We start from the raw sequence: 20,631 nt of genomic DNA, 5'->3' as shown, positions 1-20,631 counted from the left end.
GTTATTGACCGATGGCACAGAAGGCTGCCCAGTGGTAGGGAGACTCGAAGGGTTTGCTATTAGGGGGTTTGTGATTGAGGAACGCTCTCAATTGCATTCTATGATTAGGATTAGACAGTTGCTTGACCCACTGCTGTAACTCTTCTTTTGTAGCATCCCGGAGCCAGGTTTGGGCTTGGTTGAGGGCAATAGGGACGGTTAAGCCTGATTTAAGATTCTGATAGAACCGGATGATTAACAGGGCTGTCGATATATCGTTTACTGTCCACAGAGAACAGACAATGCTGGCAGTACCTGCAACCAAAAATCCATAGTTTAAGCCAATGTACTCATCCGTGGCGGATGGAAAGCCGATTAATCCTGTTTCGCAAGCAGATAGAGTGACGAGCCGACATTGACTGAGGTCAAAGGTAAATAGCTCTAACACAGTAAGGTATTTACTGAAAGCAGTGGCTGGGTCATTTTTTGGGGAAATGTGGCAATCAGCCAGATGTAGTTTAGAAAGCAGAGGGCGTTCAAAGTCGAAGTCGCCGTGACAGGAAAAGTGGATACAGTGGGCAGTTTGGAGTTGCTGGTTATCAATAGCTGATTTTTTGGCATCGCCTTTGACAAGGATGTGACTGCTATGGAAATACTGCTTAATGGCTTGGACTTCTATATCGCTGTAGTCAAGGTCTTTTGTCGGGTTTTGAATGGCAAAAAGGTGGGTAAAATCAGGGCGTTGTCGGCTTTGAGCTAGTTGTAGCACTTGACAACTGGGAGCATAATGCACACCTCTAGGAAATTTGTCTAAAAGGCACTTACCTTTCTCGTGGAGTAAAGGCAAAGCGTGAAGAGGAAGTACGTGTAAGGACTGATGGGGAATCAGAATTATCCTATCGCAGGTATCTGGTACATGGGTGAGGATCTCATCTAGGTGCAGAATCTCAGCGAGGCGACTGAGATAGGATTCCAGATGATCTCGCCAAGCTTGTTTAGAAGATTTACCATAGTCCTGGAAATACTCATTGCCCCATAATTTAAAAGCTTCTATATCTTGTGGATCAGATTTCCAAACAGTAATGCCAGGGCTTTGATGAGTAATGATGAAAGTAACAAAGATATCATCCAGAATGTACCACTCAATAAGGGCGGTTTGATTATCGGGTAGTAACGCCTGAATCTCCTCAAAGAGGATACCTTTTACCTGTTGCGTAAGGTTGAAACTGGGGTCGTGGGGTTGGATTTTCTCAACAATCAAGGAATCGAGCTGTTCTTTCAACTTGTTGATTTCTTCCTGAAATTGATTAAGCTGGGTGCGATGGCTCTCATCTGATTCCCTATTTTGCACATCTCGCATATCTAGTAGATTTTGTCTTTTAGAGATTTCTTGGCGGAGGCGCTTACATTGATTACGGATATCTTCTGAGACACCTTTGGGTTCGAGGTTCTCTGAGGCGAGGAATTTGACCAAATTACGGGCTTTATTGCGCTCAACATATTCAATAGCTTTGGTTAGTTGACCATCATTGATACAGGCTTTAACCATGCCGCAGGAAAGATCAATTCCTGACTGCTGAGTCTTTTGGCGCTGAGCATCTGTTGTAGCCCAAATGTTAATTTGCTGCTCAAGCGCTTCAATAGCAATACCATATCCCTCGATAGCTTCCTGCCAACGGCGATTGCCAAGAGCCACATATCCAAGACTACGTCCTATGTTGCGGCAATCTTCAGGATATGCAGTGGGTGTGAAGATTTTTAGCGCTAACCGAAAACAATCAATTGCCTGGTCAATGTTTCTTTCTTCGCTGTAGGTAAGACCTAGACCATGTTGAGTCTGCGCCCACTCATAAGTTTTCTCGGGAAAGACTTCTAGAGCTTGCTTATAGCAAATAATTGCATCCGCAGTCTTTCCCATTTTGCCATAGACATCACATATATTATATTTAGTCCCTGCCCAATCATCGGGAGATTCATCTTTGGGAGTGCCTTGCAACGCCTTCTCATAAGCAGCGAGCGCTAAATTCAAATTCCGGAGTTTTTCTTCTGGACTTTCTTGACTCTGGCTACGACTCCAGTAAGCATTTCCCAGACGATTTTGGAGCATTGTCCACTCATCACGAAACCTTGTAAAAAATACTTCTGGAGGGTATATTTTTAAAGCGGATTCCAAAGTAGCGATCGCTTCATCAATCCGTCCTTGGTTACGATAAGCAATTCCCAGAAGGTTTTGGCTCATTAACCAATTCGTTAGAGATGCTTCGGGAGTAAACACGGTGGTCGCTACTTGGCAACCCGTGATAACAATTTCCCACTTGATTTCTGGTTTTATCAGTGGAAATTGCGCTATGTAAGTGCAGAAATCATGAATAGGTCCGGCAATTGTTTGGGCTTCCTCTGGTTCCACGGTTAATAGCTCGGCTTTTGCCCAACTTCGCAACATTTGAGAAAACTTATCATCCAGTTTGTCTAAATTAGATTTCAATAGTTTTTCCCCTTGTCGTCGCTGCTCCTTGATGTCTTTGTCTTTTATGCGTCTGATTGTCGGCAATGCTTCATTCAAGAACTCGTAATAAGCGTTACGGTTTGGTTGTCTAGGGTTAAATCCTTTTTTCATTTTTATCGGTTAATTTTCTAATGACAGTAAAACAGTATTGTTTGATCAAATAAATTTTACCTGATTTCCCTAAAGAGAGTTATTTAACTCTCTTGCAGCACACTTGCCAATCGCTGATCGCATCAACGTGGATTAGGTAAACTCCTGATTCAGTAACAATTTTTACCGCATAAACGTAGGGGCGTCCTTTGCCGAGGTGCGCCGTTACACAGGGGCGGGTTTAGTCCCATCTGGGTGCAAAAGAAACGATAATCGTGAAACCCGCCCCTACATATAGGCATGAGAATACCGCCGAAAAGGAGTGATCGCTCTGATTTTGGTATTCATTTTGCCATCGTTTCCTGTTCCCTGGATAGCAATCAAACCTGAACCCTGAACCATCAACATTCAATAGCGAATACGGGGGTCAATTAAGGCATTAATAATATCAATGGCAATGCTTGCTATCACCACAATAGCCCCAAAAAACACCATAATACCCTGCACTGTCGGGTAATCTCGTAACTGAATCGCTTCATATAATCGATTGGCTAATCCGGGCCAGGAAAAGGTAACTTCAGTTAACACCGCACCCCCTAGCAAGGAAGCAAACGTGAGTCCCATTACTGTAATCACCGGAATCAAAGCATTTTTTAACCCATGATGCAACAGAATCGTCCGTTCCTGAATCCCTCTAGCGCGTGCGGCTTCCACATAATCAGCGTTCAGAGTTTGCTTAAGATTCACCCGCACAATACGCTCAAAAATTCCACTTAGGAGAATTCCTAATGTTAGTGATGGTAGGGTTAAATAGTATAAGGCAGTAAAAAATTGGTTGAAGTTACCGTTCAAGAGACTATCAACAGTATAAAGTCCTGTGAGTCTTGTGGGCGGAATTACTGATGCGGGAAATCGCCCACCCAGGGGAAACCATCCTAACTGTACAGCAAAGATTAACTGGACAATCATTCCTGCCCAAAATATCGGTAAGGCATAAGTAATAATCCCAAATAACCGTCCACCTAAATCAAAGACTGTACCGGGACGAGAGGCGGAAAAAATACCCACACCAACTCCTACAGTTATCGCGACTATCATACTACATACCGCTACTTCTGCCGTCGCCGGAAAATACTGCTGAATTACTTGCCAAACATCTCGTCCTTGGTCACTAATTGAACTACCTAAATCGAGGCGGAGTAAACTGAGTAAATAGTTTACATACTGTAACGGTAGCGGTTGATTTAATCCCAACCTTTCCCGAAACTCAGCCTTCACATCTTCAGGCGCACGATTACCAATTACCGCATCAATGGGATCTCCTGGCGTAGCGCGGAGGAGTAAAAATACGATAGTTACAATCGTAAACATCATTAACGGTGCAAGGAGCAACCGAGTGATGACGTAGTAGAGTAAGGCACGAGAACGAGACATGGGAATTCAAATTAGTTTGTAGTTATGATGCGAGCGCCATTCCAATAGTACGAAAGATAGAATTTTGTTCTATCCAGATTGTAGAGACGTTGCATGCAACGTCTCTACAGGGTTGTTGGTTTAAGCGCTTTTATCAACTTGCCAAAACGATACACCAATAATTGGGTTTATTTCCACGTTCTGTAAGGATTTTTGAGCAAAAGCAAATTCTTTTTTCTGCAACAAGGGAACCAGAGGAACATCTTGAGCAATTAGCTCTTGAATTTGCCCAAATAGTTCTTGTCGCGCCTGGGGATCTTGTTCCTTCCGTTGAGCGTCAAGGAGTTGGTTCATTTTCTCGCTGTAATAGAAGAAGCCTTGACTTTGACTGGCACCTTCCTGACATCCAGTTTCGGCTGTTCCTTTCGTACAACTGAAAAAGGGACTGACGTAATTATCCGCATCGCCAAAGTCAGGGAACCAAGCCACTAAATAGCTGGGATAAATGCCTTTGGGAATATTAGCAAAGAGAGTAGTCGATTCAACGGGTTGCGGTTTGACTTGCATCAAACCATCCATTTTTTGCTCGGTGTATTCTTTGAGTAGGGTAACAATTTGTTGGCGCTGGGGGCTATCGGAACTGTACCAAATTTCAAATTCAAACGGATTTTCGGCAGAAAAACCAGCTTGGGTGAGAAGTTCTTTTGCCTTTTCTACATTGCCATCCCCATAAGGTTCCTTGAATACAGGTTTGCTGGTGGCAAAGGTTTTGGGTATAATACTGTAAGCTGGTTCAGCTTGACCCCGATAAACGCGATCAATGATTAAAGCACGATCCACTAACGCCGCGATCGCTTGTCGGACTTCTACCTGGTCTAAAGGTTTTTGCTTGACGTTTAGAACCATGTAATCTAGGCGACTGCTGGGCTTTTCTAAGACTTGATAGCCCTTGGCTTCAGCATCCTCTTTGAGGCTGAGAATTTGATCGGCATCTAAGTCACGATAGGCAATATCAACCGCACCTGTGGTAAAGGAATTGTACAAGTTAGCGGGACTGCTGAGAAACTGAAAGTCAATGCCTTGATTGGGCGGTTTTTCTCCCCAATAGTCGTCAAAAACATCCACTTTAACTAAATTGGGATCAAAGGAAACTAGCTTATAAGGACCCGTTCCCACAAACTCATTGGGTTTAAATTTGCCTTGCCCAATTTCATAAGCTTGAGGCGAAACAGCACTTAATCCGGGAAAAGCTAACAGGTAAGGGAAGGGAGCAAAGGCGTTTTTTAGTTTAATCGTGAGTTCGTATTCCCCCGTGGCTTCAACGGATTCCATGATGTTAGAAAGTAAAGCTGAGGGTTTACCCCCATTTTCACTAAACCGCTTCAAAGAAAAAGCCATGGCTTCTGCATTAAAGGGTGTCCCATCATGGAAGGTAACTCCCTGACGCAGAGGAATCGTGTAGGTTAAACCATCGTCACTGACTTGCGGGAGTTCTGTCGCCAGTTGGGGGAGCAGCTTATCAGTATCCCCCGCGTAGGTATAGAGGCGATCGCCTAAGCTGGTAATAATATCGCTAATCGCTACTTCATACCCATCAGCGGGGTCAAGGGTTCGAGGTTTGGCGACAGAACCCACCGCGATACGTTCAGCGCTAGTGACTGAACTCGCAGAATTATCAGTGGGTGTCGAGGTGTTCAACTCACCACAACTAATAATTAGGACGCAACAGCAGCAGAATAAACCGAAAAATTGAATAATTTGCCGTTTCTGACGAGACAAGGGAAATTTCATGACGTACAGTGAGATAGTTGATTTGAGAGTAGGGGTTTGGTAACCAAACCCCTACTGATGCGTCGAATAATTTTTGTTTTATCTTAATCATTCAACATTGCCATCTGTTCGATAATTAAGTCAGGATCACAATTATATGTAATGGAAGGGTTTAAGCTGATGACCATTTCTGCTGATACAGTATTTTCAAATTTACAGAAAATTGACCAAGTTGATCCGGTAACCAGTGCTATCTACCGAGAACAAGCCCAAGAGGTATTGGCTACGCCATCAATCGCTCTGAAACTTCGAGCTGCGATCGCGGATCGACTCAACCGAGCGAATAACGATCTAGCGCTGTACACCGTAGGGAGTGAAGATAGTTACTAGTGTAGTTGAGATTTAACCATTTAGGGTGAGCCAAACTGCCTGAGCCACGGCTCACCTGAACTTGAGCTACAGTAGAAAAAAGGGAACTATATAGCCAATGGCAATCAGGGGACTACTCATGTTAATTTTGATTGCTCATCCTAAATGTGGCAAAAGCTCAGGCAGTATATTTCTAAATGGCGAGGGGTACTGATAAGTGCGCCAACTGTCGCCGGATTGGTGATAGCTACAGCCGGGACGGGTTCGTTTCAGCTTCTCGAATGGGCAACACTAGACCGATTTTTTCAGCTACGTCCCCGAGAATCGGTTGACCCCCGCATTGTAGTAGTGACGATTGATGAGTCTGATATTACCCAAATCGGGACGTGGCCCATTCCCGATCAAGTCTTAGCGCAGTTACTTGAGAAAATAAACGCCCAACAACCGAGGGCGATTGGTTTGGATTTGTATCGTGATTTACCAGTCGAACCAGGTCATCAGGAATTAGTCGAGGTGTTTAAATCCACACCGAACCTGATTGGTGTGGAAAAAGTGGTGGGCGAAATGGTAGCACCATCGCCCATTTTAAAACAACTGGATCAAGTGGGGATGGCTGATTTAGTCTTGGATGCGGATGGCAAAGTTCGTCGCGGATTGCTGTCTGTGCAATTAGACGATGAGTCCACCCACTTGGGATTAGGGGTAAAGTTGGCGTTAATGTATCTGGAAGCCGAAGGGATGACCCTGCAAATGAGGGATGAGGGAAAGAGTCATTTGCAGTTAGGTAAGGCTATCTTTGTGCCATTGACGGGGAATGAGGGTGGCTATGTGAATGCTGATGTGGGTGGTTATCAGATCCTATTAAACTATCGCGGTCCTGCTGAGAACTTCCAAACCGTATCCATTGCGGATGTTTTAGAGAACCGGATATCACCGGATTTGATGCGCGATCGCATTGTTCTCATTGGCGCTACGGGACAAAGTGCCAATGACTTATTCTTTACACCCTATAGTCAAAATACCATCGGTTCTCGCCAGCAAACACCGGGCGTTATTATTCATGCTAATATCGCCAGTCAAATCATTAGTGGGGCGATGGCGGGACGCCCTTTGATCAAAGCTATTGATGGACGCTCTTTAATTCCCTTCATTGATCAGATCAACGGACATTCTTGGTTGACCATTTGGGTCGATCCAGTGGAGTGGTTATGGATTGTACTCTGGTCTTTTATTGGTGCTGGAGGAAGTTGGAAACTTCAGCAAGCTAACCAATTCCCTGACATGATTTTTCCCCGATGGACGGTTGTCATTTTAGGCACATTCCTCATGGGTAGTATCCTGGTGGTTGGTAGTTTTGTGGCATTTATCGCCTACTGGTGGTTACCCGTGGTTTCGCCGCTAGTGGCGTTGATCGGATCAGCGATGGTTATCGCGCTTTACCAAACCTGGGAGTTGCAGCGCTACAATGCTGACTTAGAGATTTTACTCGAAACCACGACGGCTCATTCCGATGCGATTGAAGAAGAGTTACATCAACAAGCCGAAGAAGCCGCGCGGGAAAGTGAACGCCGATTAGCCCAATTTCTGGAAGCGGTTCCGGTTGGGGTAGCGGTATTAGATGCAACCGGAAAAACCTATTACCTGAATCAACGAGCACAACAGTTGATGGGAAAAGGCGTTGTTCCTCATACCTTTGCTGAACAATTCGCTGAAGTCTATCAATTTTATATTGCTGGGACTGAACAACTCTACCCGGCGGAATTATTGCCCGTGGTTCAGGCTTTAATGGGAGAAAGTGCCACCGCTGATGACATTGAAATTTGCCGGGGCGATCAGATTATTCCTATTGAAGCATGGGGTATCCCAATTTTTGACGAAGGGGGCAAGGTGACGTTTGCGATCGCGGCGTTTCAAGACATTACCGAACGTAAAAAGGCTGAAGCTGAACGCAAGGATTTCACGGCTCAACTCCTGCAACTGAATCGAGCTTATGAACGTTTTGTCCCGGAAAATTTTCTGCAATTACTTGATAAAAAAAGTATTGTCGATGTCGAACTCGGCGAGGCGGTGCAGAAAAACATGTCAATTTTATTTTCTGACATTCGTTCTTTCACTACCCTATCGGAACGGATGAGCTTGGACGATAATTTTAAATTTATCAACGCCTATCTTTCGCGCATGGAACCAGCCATTGTTGAAAATTGTGGCTTTATTGATAAATATATCGGTGATGCGATTATGGCGCTCTTTAGTGGTAGTGCGGATGACGCCGTTCGCGCCGGAATTGATATGTTAAATCGGTTGACTGAGTATAATAAAACGCGGCAACGCCCGGATCGTCCCCCGATTCAGATTGGGATTGGGATTAACACAGGTTCGCTGATGCTGGGAACCGTTGGCGGACACAACCGCATGGATGGCACAGTGATTAGTGATGCGGTCAATTTAGCCGCTCGCTTAGAACAGCTTACGAAAGAGTATGGGGTATCATTATTAATTTCTCACCACACGTTTTTACAGTTAAATCATCCGATAGAATATGCCTTCCGGATTATCGGTCAAGTTCAGGTTAAGGGGAAAAGCGAAATGGTCTCTGTTTTTGAAGTATTTGAGGCAGATCCACCAGAACTTCGCTCGGTAAAGTTAATGACGAAGCCAGATTTTGAAAAAGGTTTATTTCTATATACTAATCGTTCATTTGCAGAAGCAGCCCAACTTTTTAAAGACTGTTTACAGATTAATCCCGTTGATCAAGTCGCTCACCTTTATTTAGACGCCTGTCAGAAGCAGTGTGAGGATTGAAATCCTCATCGTGGTTAGTCTAAGCTGTTGAGTATAGAATGTGCTGTAGCCACTTGGGTTAATCAGGCAACTCTGAACCCGATGATCAACAGGGTCAAAAATTGGAGGGCTTAAGTTTGATGAATTTCTTTTTTCCGGTGCTTGGACTTGTGCTGGGACTCCTCGCGATCGCGACTATACTCTATCTCATTACAGGTCGCCGCTATCAATCCTCTGAATCTGTTGTCAATTCTTATGACCAATGGACAGAAGATGGTATTTTGGAGTTTTACTGGGGCGAACATATTCACTTAGGGTATTATGGCTCACCGCCTCAACGAAAGGATTTTTTAGCCGCAAAATCGGATTTTGTGCATGAAATGGTGCGTTGGGGGGGGTTAGACAAATTACCCCCAGGGACTACTGTTTTAGATGTAGGTTGTGGTATTGGCGGAAGCAGTCGTATTTTGGCACGGGATTACGGGTTTGCCGTCACCGGAATTACCATCAGTCCCCAACAAGTAAAACGCGCTCAGGAGTTAACTCCCAAAGACTTAGATGTGAAGTTTTTGGTGGATGATGCGATGGCAATGTCTTTCCCAGATGCCAGTTTTGATGTGGTTTGGTCGATTGAAGCGGGTCCTCATATTCCCGATAAAGCTATTTTTGCCAAAGAATTGATCCGGGTACTCAAGCCAGGTGGGATTCTGGTTGTTGCTGACTGGAATCAACGGGATGAGAGCCAGAAACCGCTCAATTTTTGGGAGCGTCCGGTCATGCGGCAACTCCTAGATCAGTGGTCTCATCCGGCGTTTTCAAGTATTGAAGGCTTTTCTGAACTTTTGCAGGAAACAGGACGGGTTGAGGGCAGTGTCACAACGGCAGATTGGACGGAACAAACGCTTCCTTCTTGGCTTGATTCTATCTGGCAGGGAGTGGCTCGACCCAAGGGACTGGTGCAGTTTGGTCTATCGGGTTTCATGAAGTCTTTGCGAGAAGTGCCGACAATTCTGTTGATGCGGCTAGCCTTTGGCACAGGTCTTTGTCGATTTGGAATGTTTCGCGCTATTCGAGCCAATTCTTCAGCCAATTTAACCGAAACCGTCTCGACTCAAGCTGTGGCGACACAACGGTAACAAAATGGGTGGATTGGAGGGTTAAGACTAACTCCGGATTAGCTACCCCCGTTATAACCTAGTCCGCGCAGGCGGACTTTGTTTGTGTAGCAGCGATTTCAATCGCCTCCTCTTGCTTAAATTGTTTCTCGAAGTTTTCCCGCCGTTAACGCATCTAATGGCACTTGAAATAAATACCCTTGAGCATAGTCACAATGGAGCGTCAGTAGTTGAGTCAATTGCTCCTTTGTTTCTACCCCTTCGGCAATGACTTGCATTCCCAGACTATCTGCCAACATGATAATCGTGCGGACGATTTGCAGGGGTAAGCCTTTGGTGCGATCGCTCATACCGGATTGAGTATTCCCTCCTTTATCTATGCCAATATTACTAATCAAAGACTGATCAATCTTAATCGTATCAATAGGAAATCGATGTAAATGACTTAAGGAAGAATAACCCGTGCCAAAATCATCAATACATAAACCAATCTGGCGATCGCGCAATTGTTTGAGCCGCTCTTCTGCTGTCTGTGGATCTGCCAGTAAGCAGCTTTCAGTAATTTCCAACTTTAAATGACGCGGATGCAGATGCGTCTGGTGCAGAATTTCGTCGAGGTGTTCTAGGAGTTCGGGTTGTAAGAACTGTTTGCTGGAAAGATTGACATAAATCGTCAATTGATGATTAACGTCTCCAGTTTGAAAACTATCCTCAACCCCCTCATGCCAACATTCTAACTGGCGACAGGCTTGGCGCAACATCCACCAGCCTAGGGGAATAATCAATCCCGTTTCCTCTGCCATGGGGATAAATTCACTGGGGTTGACTAATCCTCGCGTGGGATGATGCCAGCGCAATAGTGCCTCAAACCCAGCAATCTGATGAGTCGAGAGAGATACTATCGGCTGATAGTAAACCTCAAATTCCTGATTTTCCACCGCCCGCCGCAACTCAGTTTCCAACTGTAAGACGCTGAGGGCATTTTGGTGCATGGTGAGGTCAAATACCTCATAGCGCGATCGCCCCAATGCTTTTGCCCGATAAAGTGCCGTGTCAGCATCCCGCAATAAATCTTCTGGGCGATCATAGTGGGTGATATCCCCCTCCTGTCGGATCTCCCGACTTAAGACTATCCCTACACTCGCCCCCGTAAAGACTTCATGTCCATCTAAATTAAACGGGGCTGACAATTCTTGCTGAATTCGTTCTGCCACCCGGGTAGCATGGTGAATGTCTTCAATATCCTCTAGCATTATAGTAAACTCATCCCCACCCAACCGAGCCACTGTATCCTCTGTCCGCAAACAGGATTCTAAGCGACGGGCAATGCCAATCAGCAGTTGATCCCCAATCAAATGCCCTAAACTATCATTGACCACTTTAAAGCGATCTAAATCCAAAAATAGTAGGGCAAATCGATAGGTAGGATGCCGTTTGGCTCGCTCTACAGTATGACTTAAGCGATCCATAAATAAAGCACGATTAGGCAATCCTGTCAACGTATCGTAAAATGCCCGGGCTTGCAGTTGGTCTTTTGCCAATTTGTGTTCAGTGATATCTTCGACGGTGCCTTCGTAATACAGCAATTCCCCTGTCGTCGTATCGCGAACAGCACGGGCATTTTCGGCAATCCAGATCACACTGCCATCTTTGCGATAGACTTGGGACTCAAAATCAGCCACCGCATCATTTTCTTGCAACAGCCGACTAAACTCAGTCCGTCGCTGGGGATCAACATAAAGCTGATGTTCAATATCCGTCAGTCGCGCCATCAATTCATCGGGAGAGGAATAGCCATATAAACGGGCAAGTGCTGGATTGGCGCTAATATAATGCCCATCAGCCGTGGATTGGAAAATTCCTTCCAAGGCATTCTCAAAAATGCTGCGATATTTAGCCTCTGCCTGTTGTAACGCCTGTTCTGCCTGTTTGCGTTCGGTAATATCCCGTGCTACCCAAACCACTGAGTCTGCCAACGTGGGGGAAATCGTCGCCGCAAACCAAAGGTCGCGATCGCCCACGGGTAAACTATACTCAATATTCACACGCGAACAAGTCGCGATCGCTTCCTGAATATACACCAAGAACTGATCGGCTTGAGCCGGGGCAAAGAGTTGATGCAAGGTTTTGCCAACCAATTCATAAGCATTCTTAGGCAACAGTACAGGCTCAGGATTCGTCGGGGCAATCTTCAGGAAACATCCCATTTCATCCAAGACAAAAATAGAATCCGTCATCGCCGCCAATAATGCCCGCAACTCCGCCTCAGAGGAACGCAGCGCCACTTCCGCCTTTTTGCGCTCAATCGCTACCCCTAATTGGGCGGCTACTGTAGAAATCAAGTCTACCAATCGCTGATCCGTTTGCCGTGATTCAAGCCGGAAAAACGTCAACACCGCCAGAACCTCGTCATCAGCCATAATTGGCACCGCCAAGCCAGCCCCTAAACCACAGGATTTTGCCAAAGATGAGCGCACAAACACCGAATGATTCGCACGGGAAACATCGGGAATCCATTCTGGGTGACGGGATGCCCAAACTCGTCCCGGTAGTCCACAGCCTAAAGCGAAGGTAAAGGTGGGACTATATTGGCAAAAGTCTGCCAAGGTTGATGTATCAGACGCCAAGCTAGGGGGATAGGGGGACATTGCCACTCTATCTGTGCCAGTGGAGTTGCGATCACATCCTTGTCGCCGGTTATCATTTCCTTTTACCTTTCCACCTTGCTCCTTCCTTGGGAGCCTCTGATTTGTGCCTTGTGCCTTCCGAGGCATCTCCTCCCTTCTACGCCAAATCGTGGAACATTCTAAAACCTTACCATCACCACGTTTGACCCAAGCTTCGCCCAAATCCCAATGGGTGGCTTCCCCCACTTTACTCAAAGTGACATACAAGGCTGACTGAAAATCTGGGGCTTCGCCAATCGCCTGAGTCATAGTTTGCAAAAGTTCCAGGGCGTCTGTTGCCCACTTGCGCTCGGTGATATCGGTAATAAAGCCCTCTAAAGCCTGCAACTCTCCGTGGCGAGAAAAAATGCCGCAACCTTGTTCCCAAACCCACTTCTGAATTCCGGTTGCTGTGGTAATCCGATACTCTATTTGATAGGGTCGTTTTTCGGTAACGGCGGCTTTTACATCTTGCTTCACCCGTTCTCGATCTTCTGGATGAATGACGTCGCTGAACACTAATGCCCGATTTTCGATTAAATCACGGGGATTGTAGTGGAGTAGGTTAAAACAGCCCTCACTGACAAACTCCATCGTCCATTGACTATCTGCCCGACAGCGATACGCCATCCCGGGGAAATTGCTCATCAGCGTGGCTAGGGTGCGTTGACTTTCTTGCCAAGCGGCTTCGGCTTGTTTGTAATTGCTGATATCAAAGGCACTTAACAGTAGGGCGGGTTTCCCTTGAAATTCAATGATCCGGGTACTCATCTCCAGCCAGCGTTTATCACCGGTTTTGGTCAGGATTTGCACCTCATAGCGACGTTGTGATTCCCTCTCGTTCCATTCACTCAGGGATTTTTTGGGCATGAAGGCGTGGCTACTCGGATGCAGCAAGTCCCATAAATCCATGGTTAACAATTCAGATTGGCTGTATCCTGTAATTTCACAGACTAGGGAATTCACATAGACCAACTGATTGCTTTGGTAGATTAAGGCAGCGGCGGAAATGGTTTCGGCTAAGGTACAAAATTTGACCTCTTGTTCACACACGGCATTGGCAATTAACTGGCGGCGTGTTGGTTGAGGTGATGTAGCTGTTTGCGGATGTGATGCAGATAAGGGGGGGAGGGATTCGGGGCGATAGGGGTAGTCTGTAATCGGCTGGAAAATTGCCACAAAGGCTGAGTCTCCTTTAAATGTTAACCGTTGTAGCGAAACTAGGCTCCAAATCGGCTTGCCCTCGCGACTCGGCATTTTGACGGTGTAATCCCGCAAATAGCCTTGGCTAACTAAAATCTGTAATATTATTTGTCGTTGGGTGGGATCGTGATAGAAGGATAGGGTTTGGCGATCGCAAATGGGTTCATTGACGCTGGAACTCTTCTTGCGGCGGCGATCAAAGGTTGAGCTGTAAGGGTCATTTGCATACAGAATCACACCATCCTTTAACCGGGCAATCACCAAGGGTAGGGGAATGGCTTGCACTAGCGTTTGCCAGGATAGGGTGTCGCTGTCTCCTCTGCATGGATGTGTCGGGACACTCAGAAGCTCCAGTACGTTTGTCTCTGGCTCTCGTGGTGTATCTTTTTCCAATAAATGGCTGTAGCTTACCTCTAAATGTTTCACGGCTGCATATAACTCCAATGTCTTGTCCTGGGAAATTCCCTCTTCAGGATGAGGAATGAAATAGTTCTGATGTTGATGATAGATAGCACCGTGAAAAATACAGCGATTGAACCTAAGCGTGCTGTATGCGATCGCATCGCTTACTGCAAACGTTTGTGTCAGCAACCTCCCATCTAGGACAAATGGCACAGACATCAAGGATTGAGACAAAGGTTTACACTGAGACTTTCCTAGACGAGAAAACCTACACCTGCTCACCCACACCGCCCGATCAACTAAGGGCGTATTGGATTATGGGAGGTAAATAATAAGATTACACTAAGGTTAAGAATAGGAAACTGTTAACTAGGCTACCGTATAATGCTAATCCTTTCTTTTTCCTTAATAATTTAAGAATCAGCGCACGTTGGCAATGGGTGTCAACTTAAGCGCTAAAAGCAGGGGAAGCAGGGGTTGTAGAGACGTTCCGGTGGAACGTCTGGGAGCAGGGGGAATTAGGTGTGCCATGCCACTACTGAAAACTGTATTTTATGAGTTATGACTTTTTTTAAATTAAAGGATTCGATTGTCATCCCGCCCAAGTTAACCCCGTACCTGTTTTTGCTCCCGGCTCTGGTCATCTTGGCGATAACAGTATTTTTGCCCGCTTGTCAAGCCTTTTACTTAAGTTTTACTCAATACGACTATGATTTGACCCAAACTCCTGAATGGGTAGGCTTGAAGAATCTGCAACGCTTGGGGAAAGATCGAGTATTTTGGCAAACGGTGGGGAATACGTTGTTATATCTGATTGGCGTCGTGCCAATTTTAGTCACACTCCCCTTAGGACTAGCCATTTTAGTCAATCAGAAACTGCGTGGAATAAGTTGGTTTCGGGCGGCGTATTATACACCCGTGGTGATTTCTATGGTGGTGGCGGGAATTGCTTGGCGGTGGCTTTATGCAGAAAATGGTTTATTTAATCAGATACTCACTTTGGTGGGATTCAAAGAGGGAATTCCCTGGTTGACAAGTCCAGATTGGGCAATTTTTAGTGTCATGGCAGTAACCGTGTGGAAGGGGTTAGGCTACTATATGGTGATTTATCTGGCAGGTTTGCAATCGATCCCCAACCAACTCTATGAAGCGGCGGCGTTGGATGGTTCGGATGGGTACGGGAAACATTGGGATATTACAGTTCCTTTAATGCGCCCCTATTTGGCGTTAGTTGCGGTAATTTCGGCTATTTCGGCGACTAAGGTCTTTGAAGAAGTTTATATCATGACCCAAGGCGGACCTCGCAATAGTTCCAAAACGGTGGTCTATTATTTGTATGAGCAAGCCTTTTCGGATTTGGAAATTGGTTATGCTTGCGCGATGGGATTAGTGCTGTTCCTGGTTATTCTCGGGTTGTCTTTGGTTAACCTGAAGTTATCTCAAGGACGCGATCGCATTAGTTCATAAATTGTATGATGGGTGCAATATATTGGATTTATTTTACTCTCTCTTTGAATCATTAGCCGTTAACACAAATGGAAAATTATCGCTCTATTTTGACGCGGGTCGGTATTGTTTTAATCGGCGTTGGGATTTTAGAGTTCGTGTATTTTTGGTGGTCTACGCTTGATGATCCAGTATGTATATTATCATCACATCCAAATCCAAGTCCCACCCCTTACACATCAGGCTCCACACTCTTAGTGGCATTAGGTGTATTCTTCCTTCGGGGCAACCTGCAACTCGTTCCCATCGCTACGTGGTATGCTGCCTTTACTGTTCCTTACTTGCTCAGTAACCTGATACGGCTTCCCTTTTTGTTTCCAACAGAACTTTTGGGAATTGCATTTCGCGTTCATCCGGTTGACAATTTTATGCCGATCCTCGTTAAGATTATGGGGGCTGCTGTTGCTTTCTGGGTCTACACACAACTGCGTGCAGCACCTGTAGTGTCAGCATTGGTTAGAGCGGGTCATTCTCATTCTGCCTTCTGGGTGAGGCTTGCATTCATCCTGGGGATATCACTCGCCGTGGGACCTCTTATCATCAGGTATTTCTACTTTACACCCGATACGGCGGTTGAAGCCAAAGCAGTGGAGATAGCCCGAACAGAGTATGGAGAGGACTATAAGTATCACATCCTAGGCATACGTCAGTCAAGTGGACATATACGGGCTTGCCTCAACGCATACAATGAACAGGAGATCAAAGTTGTTCCAGTAGAGTGGGAGCAGTAGTTGACTTGCTATAATTCCCTTGATTTTGAACTGCCTTACAAGATAGCGAAGGTGAAAGACCTCGTCCTACTCTAGAAGAACCATATAAACTATTGATTTAAGGTATAATGATAACCTTTCCAATATCATCTACCATCTCAAGATATGGCAAACCAGGAATTATGGCATAGACCATGGGGGTTAAGCCTGATTATAGCGGGATGGGGCGCGATCGCATCCGTCGCCTCACCTACCTTGGCGCAGATTCAACCCGATACTACCTTAGGTGTTGAACAGTCTATCGTGACACCGAATGTGGAGATAAAAGGCTTACCCGCCGATTTGATTGAAGGGGGGGCGATTCGCGACACGAATTTGTTCCACAGTTTTGGGGAATTTAATATCACAGAAGGCGGGCGCGTCTATTTTGCCAATCCCTTGGGGATTGAAACGATTTTCAGCCGAGTGACGGGAAATGATATATCGGATATTCTGGGAACATTGGGTGTAAACGGAGCTGCGTCTTTATATTTACTCAATCCCAATGGGATTATCTTTGGTGAACAGGCGCGTCTGGATGTAGCGGGTTCCTTTGTGGCAAGCACAGCCGATGCGGTGATATTTGAGAATGGCTGGACTTTTAGCGCTAGCAATCCCCAAGCTCCACCAATGCTCACTATTAATGTAACGCCGGGATTGCAATATGGGGAAAATCAGGCAAAGGCTTCTATTGTTAATTTTGGGAACTTAGAGGTTGGGCAAGATTTAACCTTAACCGCTAATAATCTCTCTTTACAAGGTCAACTTTCTGCCCAAAGAGATTTAACCCTAATCGCAAAAGATACCGTGCGAATGCAGGATACAATTAGCAATCCGTTTATCGCGGTGGCGGGAAATCAGTTAGAGGTGGAAGGTGGGAATAGTATCAATATTTCGGCGTTGAATCATCCTAATAGTGGACTATTTTCAGGTGCGGATTTAGTCTTGCGTTCAGCTAATCCAGTTAAGGGAAATGCACACTATACAACCGGGGGCAGTTTTCGCATAGAAGATTTGCAGGGAAATCTGGGAAGGTTAGAAAGTCCAGAAGACCCAATTATTCGCGCCAGTGGAGATGTAATTTTAGGCGGGTATCAAGGCGCGTCACTGCATATTCTGGCGGGAGGGAGTGTGACGATTCCAGGGGGAATTGTGATTGTGTCGGCTGACCCAATCAATGGTATGGTGGAAACCATTACTCTTTCAGATGGCACAACTGTAGCTATTAATGGCAAAACCCAACCCACGTTAGATATTCGGGCGGGGACAACAGCGTTCAATAACCCCGATATTCAGGGTATCCCAGCCACGGGAATTATTGTTCCACCTTTACCCAATCCCTTGGGAATTCCCACAAGTGCCGATATTACGATTGGCGGTATTTTTGTTGATGCACCGGATGGGGTTGTCTTTGTCAGCAATCAATACCAACCAAATTTATCCTTAAGAGGTGGAGAAATTACGATTAATGGTGTTTCGGGAGCGGCGATAAGTCCGAATCCAATTAATCCAACGGCGACTATCGGTTCAGTCACGATTGACTCCAGAGACGGTATTACACTCAATGGCACAGTGAACGCAAGTTCTCTAATGGGGATTGGTGGCGATATTAGCCTGATTGGGGAGGGAGATATTATCACTTCAGATATCTTTTCTCTAGGGGCATTAGGAGGAACAATTAAACTAAGTAGTCAAGGTGCGATCGCGCTGAATGGTTTACTCAATCCCTCTGGCTTAACCCGAAGCGGCGATATCTTCCTAGAGGCGAATGATAACATTACCACCTCTCAAATCCTGTCGGTGGGCGGGTTAGCTGGTACGATTAACCTGAGGAGCAATGGGACGATATCGGTCAATGATAATCTGATTAGCAGTATCAGTATCACTCCAGAACCCGGTACAAGCGGCGGTGACATTATTATCGATGCCAAATCCCTATCCTTAAATAATAGCGCTCGCATTGTTACCGCCACATTGGGCGCCGCGAATGGGGGAGACTTGCAAGTGACAACCGCCGATTCGGTAGAATTTCAGGGACTATCGAATAATCCAGTCAACCAAGATGTGTTTAGAGCGTTATTGGCAGGACTTGATCGTCTCCCGGAGAACATTGTATCAGCACCCACTTTAGCTGCCGCGTTAAACTCTATCGAAAACCCCGCATTAGCGCAAATTTCCGGGAGTGGTTTGTATGCGCTAACAGCTATCGGCACAGGAAATGCTGGAAATATCGACATTGAAACGGGACGATTATTCAGTCAAGAATTAGGTCGAGTCACCACCAATACCATCGGTCAGGGTGACAGTGGAAATTTAACCATAAATGCTGATTTAGTGGAACTGATTGGCAGTTCATCCCCCGATAATGCGGGTGGTTTATTCTCGCAAACCAACGGATTGGGAGATGCTGGTAATTTAACCATAAATACAGACAAACTGATTATTCGCAATGGTGGATTAGTCTCAGCCTCAACAATTTTGGCAAGCGGTGATGGGGGAGTTGTGATTGTAAATGCGGCAGAATCGATCGATATTATTGGCACAACACCAGAGGGCAACTTTCCTAGTGCCATTGGTAATATCGCCAGAGGCACCGGTGATGCTGGAAATATCTTTGTGAATACACAACGGTTGATGATTCGAGATGGCGGTGCGATTGGTACAACCACCTTTAGCCAAGGAGATGGTGGCGATTTAACCGTGAACGCTTCGGAATCGATAGATATTATTGGTAAAGCCGCCGTCGGTGAGATTCCCAGCGCAATTTCAGTCGATACCTTTTCCCTATCGCCTGATGCGGGAGACGCGGGTAACTTATTGGTGAATACCCGACAGTTACGGATAGAAGATGGTGCCTTTATATCCGCATCCACCTTTGGTGCAGGTCAAGGGGGAAATTTGCAGGTTAATGCTACTGAATCAATAAATTTGAGTAGTCGTTCAATCAATGGGTTTCCTAGTGGTTTATATGCTCAAGGATTTGGTACAGGAAATGCGGGAGATTTAGAGGTCAAAACTGAGCAATTGAGGGTTGAGGATGGAGCAAGGATAACGGTAGCTACGGGAACGATAGCGGATGATACGCAGCTTATAGCTAATTCCTTGAGTTTTGGGTTGGGGCTAGAGGTTGAGTTTAGTGATCAAGCCACCGGAAATGCGGGTACGATGTGGATTGACGCTAATTCCATCCAGCTTGATCATCAAGGTTCTCTCATTGCCAAGACGGTTTCCGGTGAGGGGGGTAATATTAATCTTCAGGCAAAAGATTTCATCGAAATGCGTCGCAATAGTCTGATTTCAGCAGAAGCATTTGGGGGTCAGGGAAATGGGGGAAATATTACGATTGACACCGAATTCATTGTTGGGGTGGAAGATGAAAATAGCGACATTGTTGCTGATGCCTTTGGGGGTGATGGCGGAAATATCAATATCACCGCGCAAAGTATTTTTGGGTTAGAATTCCGTCCCGAACGGACACCGAAAAGTGATATTACAGCCAGTTCTCGATTTGGGTTAGACGGTAATGTGGTGCTGAATACCCCAGATGTTGATCCCAGTCGGGACTTAAATCAATTACCCACTCAACCCATAGATATAGAAGGATTAGTGGGTCAGGTTTGTCAAGCAGATGCGGGACTCAATCAAAGTAGTTTTGTAGTAACGGGGCGCGGCGGTTTACCTCCTAAACCCAATGAGTTATTGCGTGGGGAAGCGGTATTGGCAGATTGGATTTCCTTAGAGTCATCAGAAAACAATAGCGATAACGATAATACTACAGCAACCCTGTCCGATGGCTCCTCTCAACCGCGCCAGATTGTAGAAGCTAAGGGATGGATTAGAGATGAGCAAGGGAATGTTATCCTTACGGCGGAAGCGACTAACCCAACCGTTGTGAGTCCCCGACTCAATCCTTCTATGTGTAAGTAAATAGAGAGGGAACAGGGAATGGGAAAGTTATACCGAGTTGCGCTCAAACATAGTAGATAGGAAAAGCAGGGGAGGCAGGGGAAGCAGGGGAGGCAGGGGAAGCAGGGGAAGCAGGGGAAGCAGGGGGAGAGAAAGGTATATCTTTGAATGCAACT

Annotated in this window: 10 protein-coding genes; 6 read left to right on the top strand and 4 right to left on the bottom strand. The window is 45.8% G+C overall.

Annotated features, from left to right (window positions below; all coding sequences use genetic code 11):
• Position 1: 1 nt before the first annotated feature.
• From RID09_RS08865 to RID09_RS08855, 3 genes are all read right to left on the bottom strand, one after another.
• Positions 2–2,596 (bottom strand): CHAT domain-containing protein, encoded by a 2,595-nt coding sequence (locus RID09_RS08865; RefSeq protein WP_446335581.1) that lies wholly within the window; start codon positions 2,594–2,596, stop codon positions 2–4.
• Positions 2,597–2,983: 387 nt separating this feature from the next.
• Complete coding sequence (locus RID09_RS08860) at positions 2,984–4,009, bottom strand: ABC transporter permease (RefSeq protein WP_446335580.1); 1,026 nt, start codon at positions 4,007–4,009, stop codon at positions 2,984–2,986.
• A gap of 120 nt (positions 4,010–4,129) precedes the next feature.
• Positions 4,130–5,779 (bottom strand): ABC transporter substrate-binding protein, encoded by a 1,650-nt coding sequence (locus RID09_RS08855; RefSeq protein WP_446335579.1) that lies wholly within the window; start codon positions 5,777–5,779, stop codon positions 4,130–4,132.
• Between the two features lie 159 nt (positions 5,780–5,938).
• Here RID09_RS08855 and RID09_RS08850 point away from each other — a divergent pair, with 159 nt between their 5' ends.
• The 3 genes from RID09_RS08850 (at position 5,939) to RID09_RS08840 (ending at position 10,044) form a co-directional block, all read left to right on the top strand.
• A complete protein-coding gene (locus RID09_RS08850; protein ID WP_446335578.1) occupies positions 5,939–6,148 on the top strand; it encodes a hypothetical protein in 210 nt (69 codons plus the stop codon).
• A gap of 144 nt (positions 6,149–6,292) precedes the next feature.
• Complete coding sequence (locus tag RID09_RS08845) at positions 6,293–8,929, top strand: CHASE2 domain-containing protein (protein ID WP_446335577.1); 2,637 nt, start codon at positions 6,293–6,295, stop codon at positions 8,927–8,929.
• Between the two features lie 119 nt (positions 8,930–9,048).
• The gene (locus RID09_RS08840) at positions 9,049–10,044 is read left to right on the top strand and encodes a methyltransferase domain-containing protein (protein ID WP_446335650.1); all 996 of its coding nucleotides are present in this window, start codon (positions 9,049–9,051) and stop codon (positions 10,042–10,044) included.
• A 116-nt stretch (positions 10,045–10,160) separates the two neighbouring features.
• On the opposite strand, the gene RID09_RS08835 is transcribed toward RID09_RS08840, so the two are convergent.
• Entirely contained in the window at positions 10,161–14,528 is a 4,368-nt protein-coding gene (locus RID09_RS08835; protein WP_446335576.1) for an EAL domain-containing protein, read from the bottom strand.
• A gap of 327 nt (positions 14,529–14,855) precedes the next feature.
• On the opposite strand from RID09_RS08835, the gene RID09_RS08830 reads away from it, so the two are divergent.
• The 3 genes from RID09_RS08830 (at position 14,856) to RID09_RS08820 (ending at position 20,476) form a co-directional block, all read left to right on the top strand.
• On the top strand, positions 14,856–15,761 hold the full coding sequence (locus RID09_RS08830) for a carbohydrate ABC transporter permease (RefSeq protein ID WP_446335575.1): 906 nt from the start codon (positions 14,856–14,858) through the stop codon (positions 15,759–15,761).
• 68 nt (positions 15,762–15,829) lie between these two features.
• On the top strand, positions 15,830–16,531 hold the full coding sequence (locus tag RID09_RS08825; RefSeq protein WP_446335574.1) for a hypothetical protein: 702 nt from the start codon (positions 15,830–15,832) through the stop codon (positions 16,529–16,531).
• 144 nt (positions 16,532–16,675) lie between these two features.
• Positions 16,676–20,476, top strand: a complete 3,801-nt coding sequence (locus RID09_RS08820; protein WP_446335572.1) for a two-partner secretion domain-containing protein — start codon at positions 16,676–16,678, stop codon at positions 20,474–20,476.
• Positions 20,477–20,631 lie beyond the last annotated feature (155 nt).

The organism is Coleofasciculus sp. G1-WW12-02 (assembly GCF_040219735.1).
GTDB lineage: Bacteria > Cyanobacteriota > Cyanobacteriia > Cyanobacteriales > Coleofasciculaceae > Coleofasciculus.
Note: the sequence above shows the minus strand (reverse complement) of the source record. Positions and strands in the feature narration are given on the sequence as shown.

What these genes read in the sequence shown, in the direction of transcription:
- RID09_RS08865 (WP_446335581.1), bottom strand. Translation starts at nt 2,596, where the DNA reads ATGAAAAAAGGATTTAACCCTAGACAACCAAACCGTAACGCTTATTAC.
- RID09_RS08850 (WP_446335578.1), top strand. Translation starts at nt 5,939, where the DNA reads ATGACCATTTCTGCTGATACAGTATTTTCAAATTTACAGAAAATTGAC.
- RID09_RS08845 (WP_446335577.1), top strand. Translation starts at nt 6,293, where the DNA reads ATGTGGCAAAAGCTCAGGCAGTATATTTCTAAATGGCGAGGGGTACTG.
- RID09_RS08825 (WP_446335574.1), top strand. Translation starts at nt 15,830, where the DNA reads ATGGAAAATTATCGCTCTATTTTGACGCGGGTCGGTATTGTTTTAATC.
- RID09_RS08820 (WP_446335572.1), top strand. Translation starts at nt 16,676, where the DNA reads ATGGCAAACCAGGAATTATGGCATAGACCATGGGGGTTAAGCCTGATT.
- RID09_RS08840 (WP_446335650.1), top strand. Translation starts at nt 9,049, where the DNA reads ATGAATTTCTTTTTTCCGGTGCTTGGACTTGTGCTGGGACTCCTCGCG.
- RID09_RS08830 (WP_446335575.1), top strand. Translation starts at nt 14,856, where the DNA reads ATGACTTTTTTTAAATTAAAGGATTCGATTGTCATCCCGCCCAAGTTA.
- RID09_RS08860 (WP_446335580.1), bottom strand. Translation starts at nt 4,009, where the DNA reads ATGTCTCGTTCTCGTGCCTTACTCTACTACGTCATCACTCGGTTGCTC.
- RID09_RS08855 (WP_446335579.1), bottom strand. Translation starts at nt 5,779, where the DNA reads ATGAAATTTCCCTTGTCTCGTCAGAAACGGCAAATTATTCAATTTTTC.